This window comes from Methylobacterium sp. AC315 (genome assembly GCF_979253755.1).
Genome location: NZ_CEEDEA010000001.1, coordinates 208,488 through 222,972, shown reverse-complemented (window position 1 = coordinate 222,972; position 14,485 = coordinate 208,488). Strand labels below are relative to the sequence as shown.

Sequence of the window (14,485 nt, the reverse complement as noted above, 5' to 3'; positions counted from 1 at the left end):
GAGCCCGATCGCATGCCGGATACAAGCCCCCTCAAGGCGGCCACCGATGCGTTGGCCTACGGCCGCCGGATCCAGAGCGGCCAGATCCGTGCGATCTCCGAGAACATCGCGAACGCCGATTCGGTCCCGGCCAATCCCAATGGGGCGCCCTACGCCCGGAAGATCGCGGTGTTCCGTCCGGTCGATGTCGAGGCGGGGCGCGAGCCGGTCGGCCGCATCGTGCGCGATTCGAGCGACTTCCGCAGGCGTTACGACCCGACCAACGTGTCCGCCGATCGGCAGGGCTATGTCCGCCTGCCCAACGTCAACGTCGCCCTCGAATCGGCCGACCTGCAGCGCGTGATCCGCAACTACGAGCTGAACCTCAGCGCCGAGGCGTCGATCGACACGGTGAGCCGGGCGACGCTCAACCTTCTCGGGTGAGCCGGGCGTTGCGGCGGCCGTAGCCAGCGTAGATCGCCAGCCCGATCACCAGCCAGAGTGCGAGCCTGATCCAGGTGTCCGGCGGCAGCGAAGCCATCAGGATCACGCAGGACAGGATACCGAGCACGGCGATCGGGGTCGCCGCCGGGACTCGGAACGGCCGGGGCCTGCCTGGGTCCGTGCGGCGCAGGATCAGCACGATCGCGCAGACGAGGCTGAAGGCCAGGAGCGTGCCGATGCTGACGAGCTCGCCCAGGATGTCGATCGACACCAGCCCGGCCACCGCCGCCGTGAACAGTCCGATCACCACCTGGCTCGACACCGGCGCCCGGGTCGCCGGATCGACCCGGCAGAACGGGGGCGGCAGCAGCCCGTCCCGGGCCATGGCGAAGAAGATCCGGCCCTGCCCGTAGAGCGCGGTGAGCGCCGAGGTGGTCAGCCCGATCAGCGCACCGATCTTGATGACGATGGCGAAGCTGGGCAGCGCCAGCCGGTCGATCGCCTTGGCGATCGGGTCGGCGACGTCGAGCTCCCGGTAGGGCACGAGGCCGGTGAGCACCGCCGCCACCGCCACGTACAGGACCGTGCTGATCGCCAGCGAGCCGATCAGCCCGGCCGGCGCGTCGCGTTGGGGCGCCCGGCACTCGCCCGCCGCGGTGGCCACGGTCTCGAAGCCGATGAAGGCGAAGAACACCACCGCGGCCCCGCGGAACACGCCGCTCCAGCCGTAGCTGCCGAAGGTGCCGGCGTTCTCGGGCACGAACGGGTGCCACAGCGCCGGCTGCAGATGGACGGCGCCGACGCCCACGAAGGCCAGGATGATCGCGATCTTGGCAACCACCAGGAGCCCGTTGATCAGGGAGGCGTCCCGGGTCGAGCGGGTCAAGAGCGCGGTCAGCGCCAGCACGATACCGACCGCCGGCAGGTTCAACCAGCCGCCATCCCCCGGCGCCCCCGACAGCGCAGCCGGCAGCGTCAGGCCGAAATCCGCCGCGAGCGACTGCGCGTAGCCGGACCATCCCACCGCCACCGTGGCAGCCGCCAGGGCGAATTCGAGCACGAGGTCCCAGCCGATGATCCAGGCCGGGAAAACCCCGAGGGTCGCCCGGGTGTAGGTGTAGGTCGATCCCGCCTCCGGGATCATGGCGGCCAGCTCGGCGTAGCACAGGCCGACGAAGCCGCAGGCGATGCCGCCGATCACGAAGGACAGACTGAGGGCCGGCCCAGCATATTGCGCCGCCGCGGTTCCTGTCAGAACGAAGATGCCGGCGCCGATCGTGGCGCCGAGCCCGATGGCGATGAGGCCGGGGGCCGTAAGGCTCCGCGCGAGTTCGGGATGACCGTTCGCCGGGCTCTCGATCCGGGCGATTGCAGCGGTGTCGGTCATGTCGCGGCTCACGGTCGTCCGGCATCAGCTGCGTCGGATGGGAACCCGGTGAGCAAGATCCGAGCCGCGACGTCAAGCCGCACGTACGGCGTTCAGGAAGCCGCCGCGAAGCCCCGGCCCGTGCCGCTTCGATCCTGGCGCTCTGAGCCAGCAGTTTGGTCTGGCCCGCGATGTTAGAGATCAGCGCCGCCACGTCGCCGACGCGCCCACCTGCCGGCCGAGCTCGACGATCGACGAACCCAGCTCCGCGGCGGCCGCAGAGGCCCGCTGTACCTCGAAGGCGGCATCCCCCGCGCAGGCTGCCACCGACAGGGACCGGTCCGCCTTCGTGGCCGCGGTGCCGGCCGCCCGACTCGACGGCGCCGGGGTCGAGGATCCCGCCGACCTGGCGAGGATCACGCGTCCTGCTTGGTGCACCGGATCCCACATGATATCACGAGTGCAATGCACCAATGAAATTCAACCCCTATTATAACTCAGTAAAATCTTTGATCGATCACGCAATTTTATCAATGTAATTTTTTGGTGTTTGATCGGTTTCTGGTATCGAATAGATTTTTTATACTGAAACGAACTACAAAATATGCAAAAGGTCGAATTTTTAGGCACATTGAAGCTTTCTGCTTCTTGGTGCCGGCGTCGTGTTCATGGCGTTGCCTTGTCCGAGGCCGGCGGCTGTACCTCGACCATCCGCGGATCGGTTCGGAAGAGTCGGGCCACGGAGGCCGAGAATTTAATGAAGGCGCGGCCCTGCGGGGTGATCACGTAGCCGTCCCCGGACGGCGCGACGTTGCCAGAGGCGGTCTGCTCCGCCAGGCGCCGCTCGATCTGCCGGTACTCCCCGAGATAGACCGATTCGAACAAGGCGCGCGCGCGCGCGGCGCTGAATCTCTCCTCGGGACGGGCCGCCATCTGGCCGAGCAGGAAGACGCTGATCGAGCGGTCGATCGTCACCGGAAGAATCACGAACACGCTGAGGTTCAGGGCGAGCGATAGCACGCAGGCTCCCAGAGCATCCCTGCGATGCAGGCCCCAGGGACGGCCGAGGCCGGCAAGCGTCGTCATCGCGCCGGCCGTGACCGCGAAAGCCACCAGCAGCAGGATCAGGCCGCGATAGAAAAGGATCGTCACGTTGGATGCGAGGTCCGTCCGGAACAGCAGCACGAAGCAGCCGAACCCGATGAGGATTGCTCCGGCATGCAGCGCCCCTTGGGCCGCGAGCCAGCGCAGCGCCCCATTCAGACGTGCGGGGGCGGGCCGGGTCATCGCGCTGCCCCGCTCGAGTCCTGGCTGAGATCCTGAACGGACAGGATCCGGACCAACGGCGACGCGTAGAGCGGCCGGCTCCGCCAGACCCAGGAATCAGGGTCCGTCCAGGGGGCGTCTCGGGCGGTGACGATGAGTGCGCCGATGCCGGCGGCGGCGGCCCGGCGCCGGACGTCGTCTGCCCCGAGGGTCTCAGAGAAGATCGGCCCGACCTGCGCGAGCCGCGCCGCGACCGCTTCGGGGGAGGCCCCGAACAGCCGCGCCTCCCGGTCGGCCACCGCGACCGGCTGGCGTCCGTAGAGGCCGAAGTCGAACACGCGCGGTTCGGCGGCCGCGTGCTGAAGCACGAGACTCCGCGGCAGATACGTGCCGGCCCATTCATAGGCCATCCGCAGGGCACGATCGATGTCGGGGCGTGCGTTGAGGAACGCGAAGCTCGGATGGCCGGAGATGCGGTAGGCCCGCATCCCGGCGAAGCCGTAGAGCGTCGTCGCATAGCCGAGCAGGAGCAGCGCCGCGAGCAGGCCGGGCAGCCGGAGCCGCGTGCCGGCGCCCCGCGCCAGCGCCGCGACGGTCCAGGCCAGGGCGGCGACCTGCGCCAGCAACACCACGCGCCAGCCCAGGTCGTTGTAGAGGATCGCCGAGCGCAGGAAGCCGCCGATCAGCAGGGACGACGCCGCCACGATGGTGAGCAGGCGTCCCGCCTCGCGCGCATGCGCAGCGCGCCGGGGGACGACACGCCAGAACAGGAACGCGCCGGCAGCGAAGACGCCGAAGGCCAGGTAGTAGTTGACCGGCAGCAGGATCAGGCGGAGCAGGCTCAGGAGCGGCCCGTCCGCGAATCCCTCCAGGGGGCCGAAGCTCCGGACCGCCAGGACGATCGCTTGCCCGGCCTCATGCCGGCTCGCAACGAGCCCGGACAGGTAGGGTGCTGCGAGGAGTGCGGCGACGAGCCCGGCCGCGACCAGCCGTCCGGCATCGCGCCAGCGGCGCTCGAGCGCGAGCAGCGTCAGCCAGGTTCCGGCCGCCGCGACCGCGCCCAGGCACACCCAGACCGACAGGCCCGCGCAGGCCGCGAAGGCGATGCCCGCCACCGCGACCGCGACGCCCGGTGCGCGCCGGGTGCCGTCCGCCGCCTCCGCGAGGATCAGAAGCCCGAGCCAGGCCGCAAGGGTGGCGGCGACGTGGTGCGGGACCCAGACCAGGGAGCTCGGCCAATTCAGGACCTGGTCGTTCAGCCATTCCGGCATCGGGATCCAGAGCCCGGTGGCGATTCGGTCGCGGAGGACCAGCAGGATGTCGAGCCCGGCCGCCGGCAGCAGCAGGAGGGTCGCACGGCGTACGAGGCGCGGGGAGGCCTCCCGCACCAGGCCGGTGGCGGCGAGCAACCGGTCCAACAGGCCGAGCAGCCCGACCCCGGTCCAGAACGCGAGCCCCGCGAAGGCGGTGCGCCCGTCCACGAGCGTTCCGCCGGCCCGGTCGATCAGGGCGCACAGCGCGTAGAAGAAGTAATAGTAGCCGGCGCGCTCGGGCCGGGCGAAGAACGGATCGACCGGCGGCAGGCCGTCCTGGACGATCGCGCGGGTCAGGCTTGCGTGCTTCACGAGGTCGATGACGGTGACGGGCTGGTACAGGCCCGTGCCGGTATCGATGTCGATCAGCGCGTAACCGACGATCCCGAGCCAGAGCCCGGCGAGCGCCAGGCCGCACGCCGCGGCGGAGAGATCGATCCGGCCCCGCAGCGCGCGGATCGCCGGCCCCAGCCCGGCCAGCCCAAGCGCGAGGTTGGCCAGCGCGGCGGCCGGGGTGCCGGCGGCCTGGACCAGCAGGCTGTCGAGAACCGGCAGCAGGCCGATGCCCAGCAGAGCCGCGCACAGGAGCCGATCGCCGGGCGAGAGGGCGCGGAAGCCGAGGATCCCGGTCAGAGCGCCCAGCGCGTAGCCCGGCAGCAGCAGCAGGGGGACACCGAGCAGCGTCGCCGCCAGGATCCCGCACGCGTCCGTGAGACTGGCGTTCATCGGCGGGCCGCTCTGCGTCGGGCCTTCCCGCCCCAGCGTCGTCCCGGCAGCCGGGATGAAGACGTAAGTGTCTGATCCTGCATCATCTTTGTCCGAAAGCCGGCGGCAACCTTTCGGGACGATGCTCTAGCACGCCGGTGTTAAACCTTCCCTCGGCGGACCGCCCGGGCCCGGGGCTGGTTTATCCGGTGGTTTCGTGTATGGATCACGCAGCCTCGGCCCGGGTTACCGGGCGGGGCTTGAGCCGCTTGGCGCTGTGACCGTGCTGGACGACATCCCGGCACCGGCCGAACGCCGAGCTCGAGCGCCCCGATCGGGGCGCCGCATCTGACCTGCACAACCCGAAAGGTATGCGATGTCGATCACGGCAGAGCGCAAGACCGCGCTCATCAAGGAACACCGCAAGGACGCCAAGGACACCGGGTCCCCGGAGGTCCAGGTCGCGATCCTCACCGAGCGGATCACCAACCTGACCGGCCACTTCAAGACCCACGGCAAGGACAACCACTCCCGCCGGGGCCTGCTGAAGATGGTCTCGCAGCGCCGCTCGCTGCTCGACTACGTCAAGCGCAAGGACGAGGCCCGCTACCGCGCCCTCATCGAGCGCCTCGGCATCCGCCGCTAAGACCGACCACGCGCGGTTCCGAGCCCGGCTCGGGGCCGCGTTTCACAATCTCGGGCTGCCGGAATGGGTCCGGCCGCTCGAAAACGGGCCGCTTCGAGGCGCCAGCGTCGGGGCAGGATCGCGAGACACTTCATTGGACGAAGTGTCTGGCCGTCTTGCCCCCGACGGCGCCGGGCCGGGCCCGCCGAAGGTAAGGAAGAGACAAGAATGTTCGACGTTCAACGTGAAGAGCTGATGTGGGGCGACCGCAAGCTCGTCCTGGAGACCGGCAAGGTTGCCCGGCAGGCTGACGGCGCCGTGATCGCCACCTACGGCGAGACCTCAGTGCTCGCCACCGTGGTCGCCACCAAGGAGCCGAAGCCCGGCATCGACTTCCTCCCGCTCACCGTGAACTACCAGGAGCGCGCCTACGCCGCCGGCCGGATCCCGGGCGGCTACTTCAAGCGCGAGGGCCGTCCCTCCGAGAAGGAGACCCTGGTCTCCCGCCTGATCGACCGCCCGATCCGCCCGCTGTTCATCAACGGCTGGCGCAACGACACCCAGGTCGTCATCACGGTCCTGACCCACGACCTCGAGAACGATCCCGACATCGTGTCGATGGTCGCCGCCTCCGCCGCCCTGACCCTGTCGGGCGTGCCGTTCATGGGCCCGATCGGCGCCGCCCGCGTCGGCTACATCAACGGCGGCTACCGGCTGAACCCGCTGGTCACCGAGACCAAGGAGGAGTCGAGCCTCGACCTCGTCGTCGCCGGCACCCAGGACGCCGTCCTGATGGTCGAGTCGGAGGCCAAGGAGCTGTCCGAGGACGTGATGCTCGGCGCCGTGATGTTCGGCCACAAGCACTTCCAGCCGGTCATCGAGGCGATCATCCGCCTGGCCGAGAAGGCCGCCAAGGAGCCGCGCGACTTCAAGGCCCCCGAGAACGCCGACGTCGAGAAGGCCGTCCTCGAGGTCTGCGAGACCGAGCTGCGCGCCGCCTACACCAAGACCGTCAAGCAGGAGCGCTACGCCGCCGTCGACGCCGTGAAGGCGACGGTGATGGCCGCCCTCTGCGCCGAGGACGCCGAGAAGTTCCCGGCCGAGAAGGTCAAGGCCGCCTTCAAGGAGGCGCAGTCGAAGGTCGTGCGCTGGAACGTGCTCGACACCGGCTCGCGCATCGACGGCCGCGACCTGAAGACGGTCCGCCCGATCGTCTCCGAGGTCGGCGTGCTGCCCCGCGCCCACGGCTCGTCGCTGTTCACCCGCGGCGAGACACAGGCCCTCGTGGTCGCCACGCTGGGCACCGGCGAGGACGAGCAGTTCATCGACTCGCTGGACGGCACCTACAAGGAGCGCTTCCTGCTCCACTACAACTTCCCTCCCTATTCGGTGGGCGAGACCGGCCGCATGGGCTCCCCGGGCCGTCGCGAGATCGGCCACGGCAAGCTGGCGTGGCGGGCGATCCGGCCGGTCCTGCCGCCGGCCCACGAGTTCCCGTATACGATCCGCGTCGTGTCCGAGATCACCGAGTCCAACGGCTCGTCCTCGATGGCCTCGGTCTGCGGCGGCTCGCTGTCGCTGATGGATGCCGGCGTACCCCTGCGCCGCCCGGTGGCCGGCATCGCCATGGGCCTCATCCTCGAGGGTGAGCGCTTCGCGGTCCTGTCCGACATCCTGGGCGACGAGGATCACCTCGGCGACATGGACTTCAAGGTGGCCGGCACGGACGAGGGCGTGACCTCGCTCCAGATGGACATCAAGATCGCCGGCATCACCGAGGAGATCATGCGGGTCGCCCTCGACCAGGCGAAGGACGGGCGCGCCCACATCCTGCAGGAGATGGCCAAGGCCCTCACCGACGCCCGGCCGGAGCTGGGCGAATACGCCCCGCGCATCGAGACGATGCAGATCCCGACCGACAAGATCCGCGACGTGATCGGCACCGGCGGCAAGGTGATCCGCGAGATTGTCGAGAAGACCGGCGCCAAGATCAACATCGAGGACACCGGCATCGTGAAGATCGCCTCGGCCGACGGCAAGGCGATCAAGGCGGCCTATAACTGGATCCGCTCGATCGTCGCCGAGCCCGAGAACGGCATGATCTACGACGGCACGATCGTGAAGTGCATGGAGTTCGGTGCCTTCGTGAACTTCTTCGGCGCCAAGGACGGCCTCGTCCACATCTCGGAGCTCGCCGCCCAGCGGGTCGCCAAGGTGACGGACGTCGTCAAGGAAGGCGACAAGGTCAAGGTGAAGTTCCTCGGTCAGGACGACCGCGGAAAGATTCGCCTGTCCATGCGCGTCGTCGATCAGCAGACCGGCGAGGACATCACCGAGAAGGTGAAGTCCGAGCGCGATTCCAGCCGCAGCGACCGGGACGGCGAGCCCCGGCGCGAGGATAACGGCGGCCGCCACCGTGGCGAGCGTCGCCGCGAACCCACCGGCGAGTAATCGCTTGAGACATTCCCGTGCGGGCTTTGGCCCGCACGGGTACGATGCGCGAGGCGCGGTCCCCCGGGGCCGCGCCTTTTTCATGCGTGACGACGCATGTCTGCCGCGGTGAGGCCGATTTCTGACTGCACCGCGTCACGGCCGACGCGCAGCCGGCACCGCCGCCGTCCCGGGGCCGAGATTGCCGGCCGCGTTCAGCTGCGACGACTGATCGCCGTGCGCGATATGCAGCGCTCCATCGTGCGGCGCGGACGGAACGCTGGCTCCGCGCCCGCGTTCGCACCGCGATCTCACAACGGGAAGCGTTTCATGGCCAACGATATGATCAACGACATCTTCAGTGGGCAGCCGAACCTGTCCACCACCGAGCGGGCCGTGTCGGTCGCGCTCGGCCTCGGGATCGCCGCGGCGGCCGCGCAGCCCCGGCCGAACAAGATCCTCAGCCTGCTGGCGCTGGTCGTCGGCGTCGGCCTGGCAGTGCGCGGCGCCACCGGCCACTGCGCCGTCAAGGCGGCCGCCGATCACCTCTGAGGGTCCGACCGGATCGACCGGCCACAAAAAAGGGGCGCCCCGCGGGGCGCCCCTTCGTTTTCCGATGTGCCGGAACCGGTCAGATGGTCGTGCGGCGGCGGCCGGCGATCATGCCGTAGATGAACAGCACCACGACGGCGCCCACGATGGCTCCGATGAAGCCCGCTCCCTGGTTCGGTCCGTACCAGCCGATAGCCTGGCCCAGGAAGGTCGCCACGAAGGCGCCGACGATGCCCAGGATGGTGGTGAGGATGAAGCCCGACGGCTCGTTCGGTCCGGGCATGAGGAACTTCGCGATGATTCCAGCGAGGAACCCGATGATGATGGTCCAGAGAATACCCATGACGAACCCCAAGGCGTGACAAGCGATGCCGTGTGAACGCACGTCGGTCGGCACCGGTTGCTCGCAACTGCACACGAAGGGAGAATTTTCCGCCGGTTCCCGCGGCGCGTCGGCGCGCGGCCCTTTACGACCGGCCCGGAGCCGCGGCAGATACCGGCGTTTCGCCGGCTGGAGACTTGAATGAGCATCGAACGGATCGAACCGGGCTCGCGGATGTCGCAGGGCGCCATCCACGGCAACACCATCTACCTTGCCGGCCAGGTTGCATCGGACCCGGTCGGCACCGGGGTCACCGCCCAGACCCAGAATATCCTGGACCAGATCGACCGCCTGCTCGCGGCCGCCGGCAGCGACAAGGATCACATCCTCACGGCAACGATCTACCTCGCCGACATCGGCCATTTCGCTGAGATGAACGCCGCCTGGGATGCCTGGGTGTCCAAGGATCAGCCGCCGGCGCGTGCCACCGTCGAGGCGCGGCTGTGCGATCCTCAATATCTGGTCGAGATCGTGGTCGTCGCGGCGAGGCTGGCGTGATCGCGGCCGGGACGGGCCGGGTCGGACGATCGCTCCGGCGCCTCGTCCCGGCCCGCCGCTGGGCGGCTGCGCGCTCGGAGAGCGGCTTGCGGACCGGGATGGCAGCGCTGCTCGCCGCCCTCCTCGTCCTCGGCCCGGCCGCGCCCGTGCGGGCCGCGGACGAGCGGGTCGTCAACATCTACAACTGGTCGGACTACATCGACCCGAAGGTGCTCGACGCCTTCACTCGGGAGACCGGGATCAAGGTCGTCTACGACACCTACGACAACAACGAGATCTTGGAGACCAAGCTGCTGGCCGGCCGCTCCGGATATGACATCGTGGTGCCGTCGGGCCCCTATCTCCAGCGGCTGATCCGGGCCGGCGCCTTCCTGCCCCTCGACAAGGCGAAGCTAAAGAATCTCGGCAATCTCTGGCCCGAGATCGCGGGCCGGCTGGCCGTCTACGACCCCGGCAACACCTACGCGGTCGACTACATGTGGGGCACCACCGGCATCGGCTACAACGTCGCCGCCGTGCGCGAGCGATTGGGTGTCAACGCGGCGCTGAACTCCTGGACCGTCGTCCTCAATCCCACATCCGCGAACAAGCTCAAGGATTGCGGGATCATGATGCTCGACAGTCCCGAGGATCTGATCCCCAGCATGCTGCCGGTCTTCGGCGCGAAGGCCGATTCCAAGCGCTTGGACGACCTGACCCTGGTCACCGACGCGCTCTACAAGGTCCGAGGCACCGTGCGGAAGTTCCACGCATCGGAATACGTCCAGGCGCTCGCCAACGGCGATATCTGTGTGGCGGTCGGCTATTCGGGCGACGTGCTGCAGGCCAAGCGCCGGGCCGAGGAGGCCAAGAACGGTATCGAGATCGCGTATGTGGTGCCCAAGGAGGGCGCGCTGATGTGGTTCGACACCTTCGCGATTCCGAAGGATGCCGCCCACCCGGCCGAGGCCCTGGCCTTCATCGACTACATGCTGCGGCCCGAGGTGGCGGCGGCCAACACCAACTTCGTGGCCTATGCCAGCGGCAACCTCGCGGCGAAGAAGTTCGTGAAGCCGGAGATCCTGAGCAACCCCGGCATCTACCCGGACGAGGCGACGATGCAGCGCCTGTCGATCAACACCGCCTGGGACGACCGGACGCAGCGCTACGTCACCCGCCTCTGGACCCGGGTCCGCACCGGGCGCTGAAAGAAAGGCCCGGCGCCGCTCGATGCGCCGGGCCTTCAGGTCTCGGTTTTAGTTCTTCAGGTCTTCCGGAACCTTGCCGCCGTTCTCGGCGAGCTTCTTCATCACCTGCTTGTGCAGCCAGATGTTCATCGAAGCCGAGTCGTCCTTGTCGCCGGTGTAGTGCAGCTCGTCGGCGAGCTGCTTCCGCTCGGTCAGGCTCGACTCGAGGCCGAGCAGCTTCATCAGGTCCACGATCGAGTGGCGCCAGTCGAGCTTCTGCCCGTTCTTCTCGGCGAGGCCGGTGAGCACCGCCTCCACGTCCACGGGCTCGCCGCCGCCCGCGCTGCCGGGGGCCGAAGCCGTGCCCGAGCCGGTCGAGCCGCTCGCGGAGCCCGACGTGGACGCGGGCGCGGCGTCCGCGGAACCGCCGCCGAACGGATGGAGGATCTTGCCGACGATGCTGCCGAGGAGGCTCATAGGTCCGCTCCGATAATCGAGGCCCGACCTGTGCGCCGGGCGGGCTGTCAACCGGTTGTCGGCCCAGGCGTTCCGAGAATCGGTTTGCGCGGTGCCGAGACTAGCCGCGGGCGCCGTGCAGCGCGATCCCCAGCAGGGTCAGCCCGAGCACCAGGAAGATGCCGCTCCAGCGTTCGAGGACGACGGCGCGCGCCGGGTCGCGCAGCGAAAGACCCGCCAGACCCACACTGCAGACTAAGCACCCCAGGCTCATTACGATGACCGGCACGTTCCTCGTGGTCCGAACTCGACGGGTCCAGCCTTAGTCAGATCTGGGCGCTGTGCGGTACCGAAGACCACGTAGTCAACGGGAAATGCACAGGGTTCGATCTGAGCAGACTCGGTCGATGTAGAACCTCTGACGCTCTCGATTTGAATATCGGTCGGAAAATCAATCCTGTCACACCGCATTTGAAGGATATGTCGGTCGGATATTCGGTCTTGGTTCCCCGATAGGGTCGGCAGCAGACATCAGCAGGGTTGGCCGACCGGCTGAGGACCGGAACCCTCCCCTGCCCCACGACGACCGTGAGTTCGACGCTCAATCCGCGCCCGATAGGGCGGCGGCGAGCTCCGCGCGTTCCTCGGCGAGCGTGCCGCGCGGCACCGGGCGGCCGGCGCGGTCGTACCAGTAGCGCGCATTGCCGGCATCGCCCTCGATCCGGTGGAGATGGGCGTGGACCCAGGCGGCGTCCGGCCCGGAGGCGTCCTGGACGAGGGCATGCGCCCGTGCCCAGGCAGCGTCGGCGGTCTCGGTGCCATCCTTGGCGAGCCACCAGAGGGCGGCGCGCGGCGCCGGCCAGGCGGAAGGCGGCTCGGGCTTGGTCAGCGTCGCCGCGAAGGCGGCCGGCAGGGTCTCGGTCATCGGGCACTCCTCCCCATCCGCGACGGGTCAGCGTCCCGCGGCGCGCTCCGGCAGCCAGCGGCTGCGGCGCTGGCGGGCGGACCACGCGTAGCGGGTATCGCCGTCGAGGCGGTCGAGATGGTCCGAAAGCCGGTTGCGTTCAAGCCAGGCGAGCGCGGCCTCGAGTTCGGGCAGGGTCATGGTCGCGCGACCCTTGCCGAGCACGCGTTTCAGCACCGCGTTATAGCGATGCGCGAGGTTGCTGCCGCGGGGAACGCGCAGTGACGCCTCGTCTTCCACGGCTTGGCTCGCCACCGCGACGGCCAGCCGCTGGCGCAGGGTCCGCTCCGTGACCGACGGCGGCTCGGGCGCCGGCGCCACCGGGGCGGGTTCGGCGAGGCGCGGGCGCAGCAGAGCGTAGCGCAGCCCGATCGCATTGCTCTCCAGCGGCGTGATCCCCCCGGGATCCTCGTCCCGCCACGGGGTCCGCTCCGGCACGAGCGCGGTGGCCGGCCGCTCGCGCTTGGGCCGTACGCTGCTGCCCTGCTCGGTCTCCAGCTCCAGGCGGAACCGGGCGAAGAGCGGGTCGTCCGGGTGGAAGATCAGCGCCTGCTGGGACTCGTAGGGTCCCGCATGCGGATCGACCCGGGTTGCCCGGGCCAGCATCTGCTCGAGCCAGGGCCGGGAGCGGATATGGGTCAGGGCTGCCACCACGGCGACCTCGGGGGCGTCGAGCCCCTCGTAGGCCATCGCCACGGTGACCAGCACGGCCGGCTCCGCGGTCAGGCGGAACGCCGCCAGGGCCGCGTGGGCATCGCCCTGCCCCGACGTTGCCAGGCGGACGTCGCGCTCGCCCTGCCCGGCCGGCATCCAGCTCCGCAAGGTCGTCAGGTAGGCGCGCGCGCTGGCCTGGTCCGGGGCGACCACCAGGAGCTTGCCGAGTCCCCGTGCCATCTCGCCAGCCGGCAGGTCGCGTTCGAGCCGGCGCCGAGCGCGCAGGCGCTTGGTGGCGAAGAAGGATTCGCTGAGGAGATCCCGGGCGAATCCGGTTCTCAGGGCCGTGAAAAGGGCCGGCCGGGTGGTGACCCGCACCGAGCCGGCGCCCAGCCGGTGCGGCCCGACCCGGGGGCTGTCGCCCGCGATGCGGCCGCCTTCGAGCCAGCTCGCCTCGCCGTCGATCGCCCCGAAGGTGACCGGGAGCACCGCCCGCTCGGCCAGCGCCTGCGAACGCGAGTAGCCGATCACCGCAAGCCCCGGCGCTTCGAGATCCAGTTCCGGCCCGCGACCGAGGGCGGACGGCCGATAGGGCAGGCCGAGGATGCGCCGCCCGTCCGCCCGCTCCAGGGTGCCGGACAGGAACAGGCCGATCTCGGCCGCCTCCATCACGGGCAGCATCGCCCGGGACCACGCCCCGGCCTCGGCCTCTTCGGTGGAGGATTCCTCCGCGCCGGGACGTCCCGGGACCGGCAGGTGGTGGACCTCGTCGACCACCAGCAGGGTGCGGTGGGCCCGCGCCTCCGCGAGGTGCAGCGCCGGGGCAGCCGCCACCGCCTGATAGGTGGTGACGTAGCCGGCCAGGCCCCGGGCGGGATCGCGCTCGTTGTCGGCCGCGCGCACGCTGAGCGCATGCCCGAACGTCGCCCGCCAGAGCGGATCGGCGAAGGCCTCCTCGGCCTGGAGGCGCAGGGAGTCCCGCGGCACCACCCAGACCACGCGGTCCACCCGGCCCGCGGCGATCAGCGTATGCGCTGCAATCACCGGGAGCAGCGACTTGCCGCCGCCAGGCGTCACCGCCGCCAGGATCTTCTGGACATGCCCCGCCTGCCCGCTCGCCATGGCCGCGACGAGGGCCATCAACGTACGCTGGTGCGACCGCAGGGACGGGGCGGGACGGGTCAAGGGCCGGCGAAGCAGGGCGACATCGGCGCACCGTGGCCGATCCGGATTCCTTTGTGAATCCCTCGGGACGCGGAACGTTCGCGTTTTCTTCCCGGGCGCTGAGGTCGCTGGCGCAGGTTCTTTCAGATTGAGCCGCTGCGCGGGGCATCCCATGTTGAATTCCGGGCCGCATTCCGCGGGCGCTGCATGCGCCCGGGAAAGCGGCGTTTCATCCCGCACCGCCGCTTTCCCGGCATGTGGAGCGGAGCGGAACCTGATCCGGGACCCAGCACCGCATGCGCCGCGCAGCGGTTCGGCCCCCTCAATCCCGCAGAAGTGTCGTAAACCCAGCCCGGGAGGCGGGATCCGGCCACGACAAGCGTTGACACCCGGCCAGCCCCTCACCATAAGGGCGCCGCGGGTGAGAAACCTGCCTTGGGGGAATGTCCCGAGCGGCAAAGGGGGCGGACTGTAAATCCGCTGCGTAAGCTTCGTAGGTTCGAGTCCTACTTCCCCCACCA

At 69.4% G+C, this 14,485-nt stretch carries 15 protein-coding genes and 1 tRNA gene; 7 read left to right on the top strand and 9 right to left on the bottom strand.

Annotated features, from left to right (window positions below; translation table 11 throughout):
- Nucleotides 1-12 precede the first annotated feature (12 nt).
- Nucleotides 13-423, top strand: coding sequence for a flagellar basal body rod protein FlgC (locus AC0IY0_RS01050; protein ID WP_147940460.1), 411 nt, complete (start codon nucleotides 13-15; stop codon nucleotides 421-423).
- Here AC0IY0_RS01050 and AC0IY0_RS01045 read toward each other — a convergent pair.
- From AC0IY0_RS01045 to AC0IY0_RS01030, 4 genes are all read right to left on the bottom strand, one after another.
- Complete coding sequence (locus AC0IY0_RS01045) at nucleotides 407-1,810, bottom strand: amino acid permease (RefSeq protein WP_471762846.1); 1,404 nt, start codon at nucleotides 1,808-1,810, stop codon at nucleotides 407-409. The two genes, AC0IY0_RS01050 and AC0IY0_RS01045, sit on opposite strands and share 17 nt — an antisense overlap.
- A 180-nt stretch (nucleotides 1,811-1,990) precedes the next feature.
- A complete protein-coding gene (locus AC0IY0_RS01040; protein ID WP_471762845.1) occupies nucleotides 1,991-2,209 on the bottom strand; it encodes a hypothetical protein in 219 nt (72 codons plus the stop codon).
- A 246-nt stretch (nucleotides 2,210-2,455) separates the two neighbouring features.
- Complete coding sequence (locus tag AC0IY0_RS01035; RefSeq protein WP_147909282.1) at nucleotides 2,456-3,076, bottom strand: hypothetical protein; 621 nt, start codon at nucleotides 3,074-3,076, stop codon at nucleotides 2,456-2,458.
- Nucleotides 3,073-5,094 (bottom strand): hypothetical protein, encoded by a 2,022-nt coding sequence (locus AC0IY0_RS01030; protein WP_471762844.1) that lies wholly within the window; start codon nucleotides 5,092-5,094, stop codon nucleotides 3,073-3,075. The genes AC0IY0_RS01035 and AC0IY0_RS01030 overlap by 4 nt, the downstream gene beginning before the upstream one ends.
- A gap of 355 nt (nucleotides 5,095-5,449) precedes the next feature.
- Between AC0IY0_RS01030 and rpsO the strand changes: the two genes are divergently transcribed.
- The 3 genes from rpsO (at nucleotide 5,450) to AC0IY0_RS01015 (ending at nucleotide 8,680) form a co-directional block, all read left to right on the top strand.
- Complete coding sequence (rpsO, locus tag AC0IY0_RS01025) at nucleotides 5,450-5,719, top strand: 30S ribosomal protein S15 (RefSeq protein WP_007560136.1); 270 nt, start codon at nucleotides 5,450-5,452, stop codon at nucleotides 5,717-5,719.
- Nucleotides 5,720-5,926: 207 nt separating this feature from the next.
- A complete protein-coding gene (pnp, locus tag AC0IY0_RS01020; protein WP_471762842.1) occupies nucleotides 5,927-8,149 on the top strand; it encodes a polyribonucleotide nucleotidyltransferase in 2,223 nt (740 codons plus the stop codon).
- 309 nt (nucleotides 8,150-8,458) lie between these two features.
- Entirely contained in the window at nucleotides 8,459-8,680 is a 222-nt protein-coding gene (locus AC0IY0_RS01015) for a YgaP-like transmembrane domain (protein WP_147909285.1), read from the top strand.
- A 79-nt stretch (nucleotides 8,681-8,759) separates the two neighbouring features.
- On the opposite strand, the gene AC0IY0_RS01010 is transcribed toward AC0IY0_RS01015, so the two are convergent.
- On the bottom strand, nucleotides 8,760-9,023 hold the full coding sequence (locus AC0IY0_RS01010; protein ID WP_147909286.1) for a GlsB/YeaQ/YmgE family stress response membrane protein: 264 nt from the start codon (nucleotides 9,021-9,023) through the stop codon (nucleotides 8,760-8,762).
- A 180-nt stretch (nucleotides 9,024-9,203) separates the two neighbouring features.
- Between AC0IY0_RS01010 and AC0IY0_RS01005 the strand changes: the two genes are divergently transcribed.
- Nucleotides 9,204-9,560, top strand: coding sequence for a RidA family protein (locus tag AC0IY0_RS01005; protein ID WP_147940453.1), 357 nt, complete (start codon nucleotides 9,204-9,206; stop codon nucleotides 9,558-9,560).
- Between the two features lie 98 nt (nucleotides 9,561-9,658).
- Nucleotides 9,659-10,747, top strand: a complete 1,089-nt coding sequence (locus tag AC0IY0_RS01000) for a polyamine ABC transporter substrate-binding protein (RefSeq protein WP_471763017.1) — start codon at nucleotides 9,659-9,661, stop codon at nucleotides 10,745-10,747.
- 48 nt (nucleotides 10,748-10,795) lie between these two features.
- On the opposite strand, the gene AC0IY0_RS00995 is transcribed toward AC0IY0_RS01000, so the two are convergent.
- The 4 genes from AC0IY0_RS00995 to AC0IY0_RS00980 form a co-directional block, all read right to left on the bottom strand.
- The gene (locus AC0IY0_RS00995; RefSeq protein ID WP_147940452.1) at nucleotides 10,796-11,203 is read right to left on the bottom strand and encodes a DUF3597 domain-containing protein; all 408 of its coding nucleotides are present in this window, start codon (nucleotides 11,201-11,203) and stop codon (nucleotides 10,796-10,798) included.
- 100 nt (nucleotides 11,204-11,303) lie between these two features.
- The gene (locus AC0IY0_RS00990) at nucleotides 11,304-11,429 is read right to left on the bottom strand and encodes a hypothetical protein (RefSeq protein WP_281408711.1); all 126 of its coding nucleotides are present in this window, start codon (nucleotides 11,427-11,429) and stop codon (nucleotides 11,304-11,306) included.
- A 354-nt stretch (nucleotides 11,430-11,783) separates the two neighbouring features.
- A complete protein-coding gene (locus AC0IY0_RS00985) occupies nucleotides 11,784-12,107 on the bottom strand; it encodes a hypothetical protein (RefSeq protein ID WP_147940451.1) in 324 nt (107 codons plus the stop codon).
- Between the two features lie 27 nt (nucleotides 12,108-12,134).
- Nucleotides 12,135-13,985, bottom strand: coding sequence for a DEAD/DEAH box helicase (locus tag AC0IY0_RS00980; RefSeq protein ID WP_471762841.1), 1,851 nt, complete (start codon nucleotides 13,983-13,985; stop codon nucleotides 12,135-12,137).
- A gap of 416 nt (nucleotides 13,986-14,401) precedes the next feature.
- On the opposite strand from AC0IY0_RS00980, the gene AC0IY0_RS00975 reads away from it, so the two are divergent.
- Nucleotides 14,402-14,485 (top strand) — tRNA-Tyr (locus tag AC0IY0_RS00975).

What these genes read in the sequence shown, in the direction of transcription:
- AC0IY0_RS01050 (WP_147940460.1), top strand. Translation starts at nt 13, where the DNA reads ATGCCGGATACAAGCCCCCTCAAGGCGGCCACCGATGCGTTGGCCTAC.
- AC0IY0_RS01045 (WP_471762846.1), bottom strand. Translation starts at nt 1,810, where the DNA reads ATGACCGACACCGCTGCAATCGCCCGGATCGAGAGCCCGGCGAACGGT.
- AC0IY0_RS01035 (WP_147909282.1), bottom strand. Translation starts at nt 3,076, where the DNA reads ATGACCCGGCCCGCCCCCGCACGTCTGAATGGGGCGCTGCGCTGGCTC.
- AC0IY0_RS01030 (WP_471762844.1), bottom strand. Translation starts at nt 5,094, where the DNA reads ATGAACGCCAGTCTCACGGACGCGTGCGGGATCCTGGCGGCGACGCTG.
- rpsO (WP_007560136.1), top strand. Translation starts at nt 5,450, where the DNA reads ATGTCGATCACGGCAGAGCGCAAGACCGCGCTCATCAAGGAACACCGC.
- pnp (WP_471762842.1), top strand. Translation starts at nt 5,927, where the DNA reads ATGTTCGACGTTCAACGTGAAGAGCTGATGTGGGGCGACCGCAAGCTC.
- AC0IY0_RS01015 (WP_147909285.1), top strand. Translation starts at nt 8,459, where the DNA reads ATGGCCAACGATATGATCAACGACATCTTCAGTGGGCAGCCGAACCTG.
- AC0IY0_RS01010 (WP_147909286.1), bottom strand. Translation starts at nt 9,023, where the DNA reads ATGGGTATTCTCTGGACCATCATCATCGGGTTCCTCGCTGGAATCATC.
- AC0IY0_RS01005 (WP_147940453.1), top strand. Translation starts at nt 9,204, where the DNA reads ATGAGCATCGAACGGATCGAACCGGGCTCGCGGATGTCGCAGGGCGCC.
- AC0IY0_RS01000 (WP_471763017.1), top strand. Translation starts at nt 9,659, where the DNA reads ATGGCAGCGCTGCTCGCCGCCCTCCTCGTCCTCGGCCCGGCCGCGCCC.
- AC0IY0_RS00995 (WP_147940452.1), bottom strand. Translation starts at nt 11,203, where the DNA reads ATGAGCCTCCTCGGCAGCATCGTCGGCAAGATCCTCCATCCGTTCGGC.
- AC0IY0_RS00985 (WP_147940451.1), bottom strand. Translation starts at nt 12,107, where the DNA reads ATGACCGAGACCCTGCCGGCCGCCTTCGCGGCGACGCTGACCAAGCCC.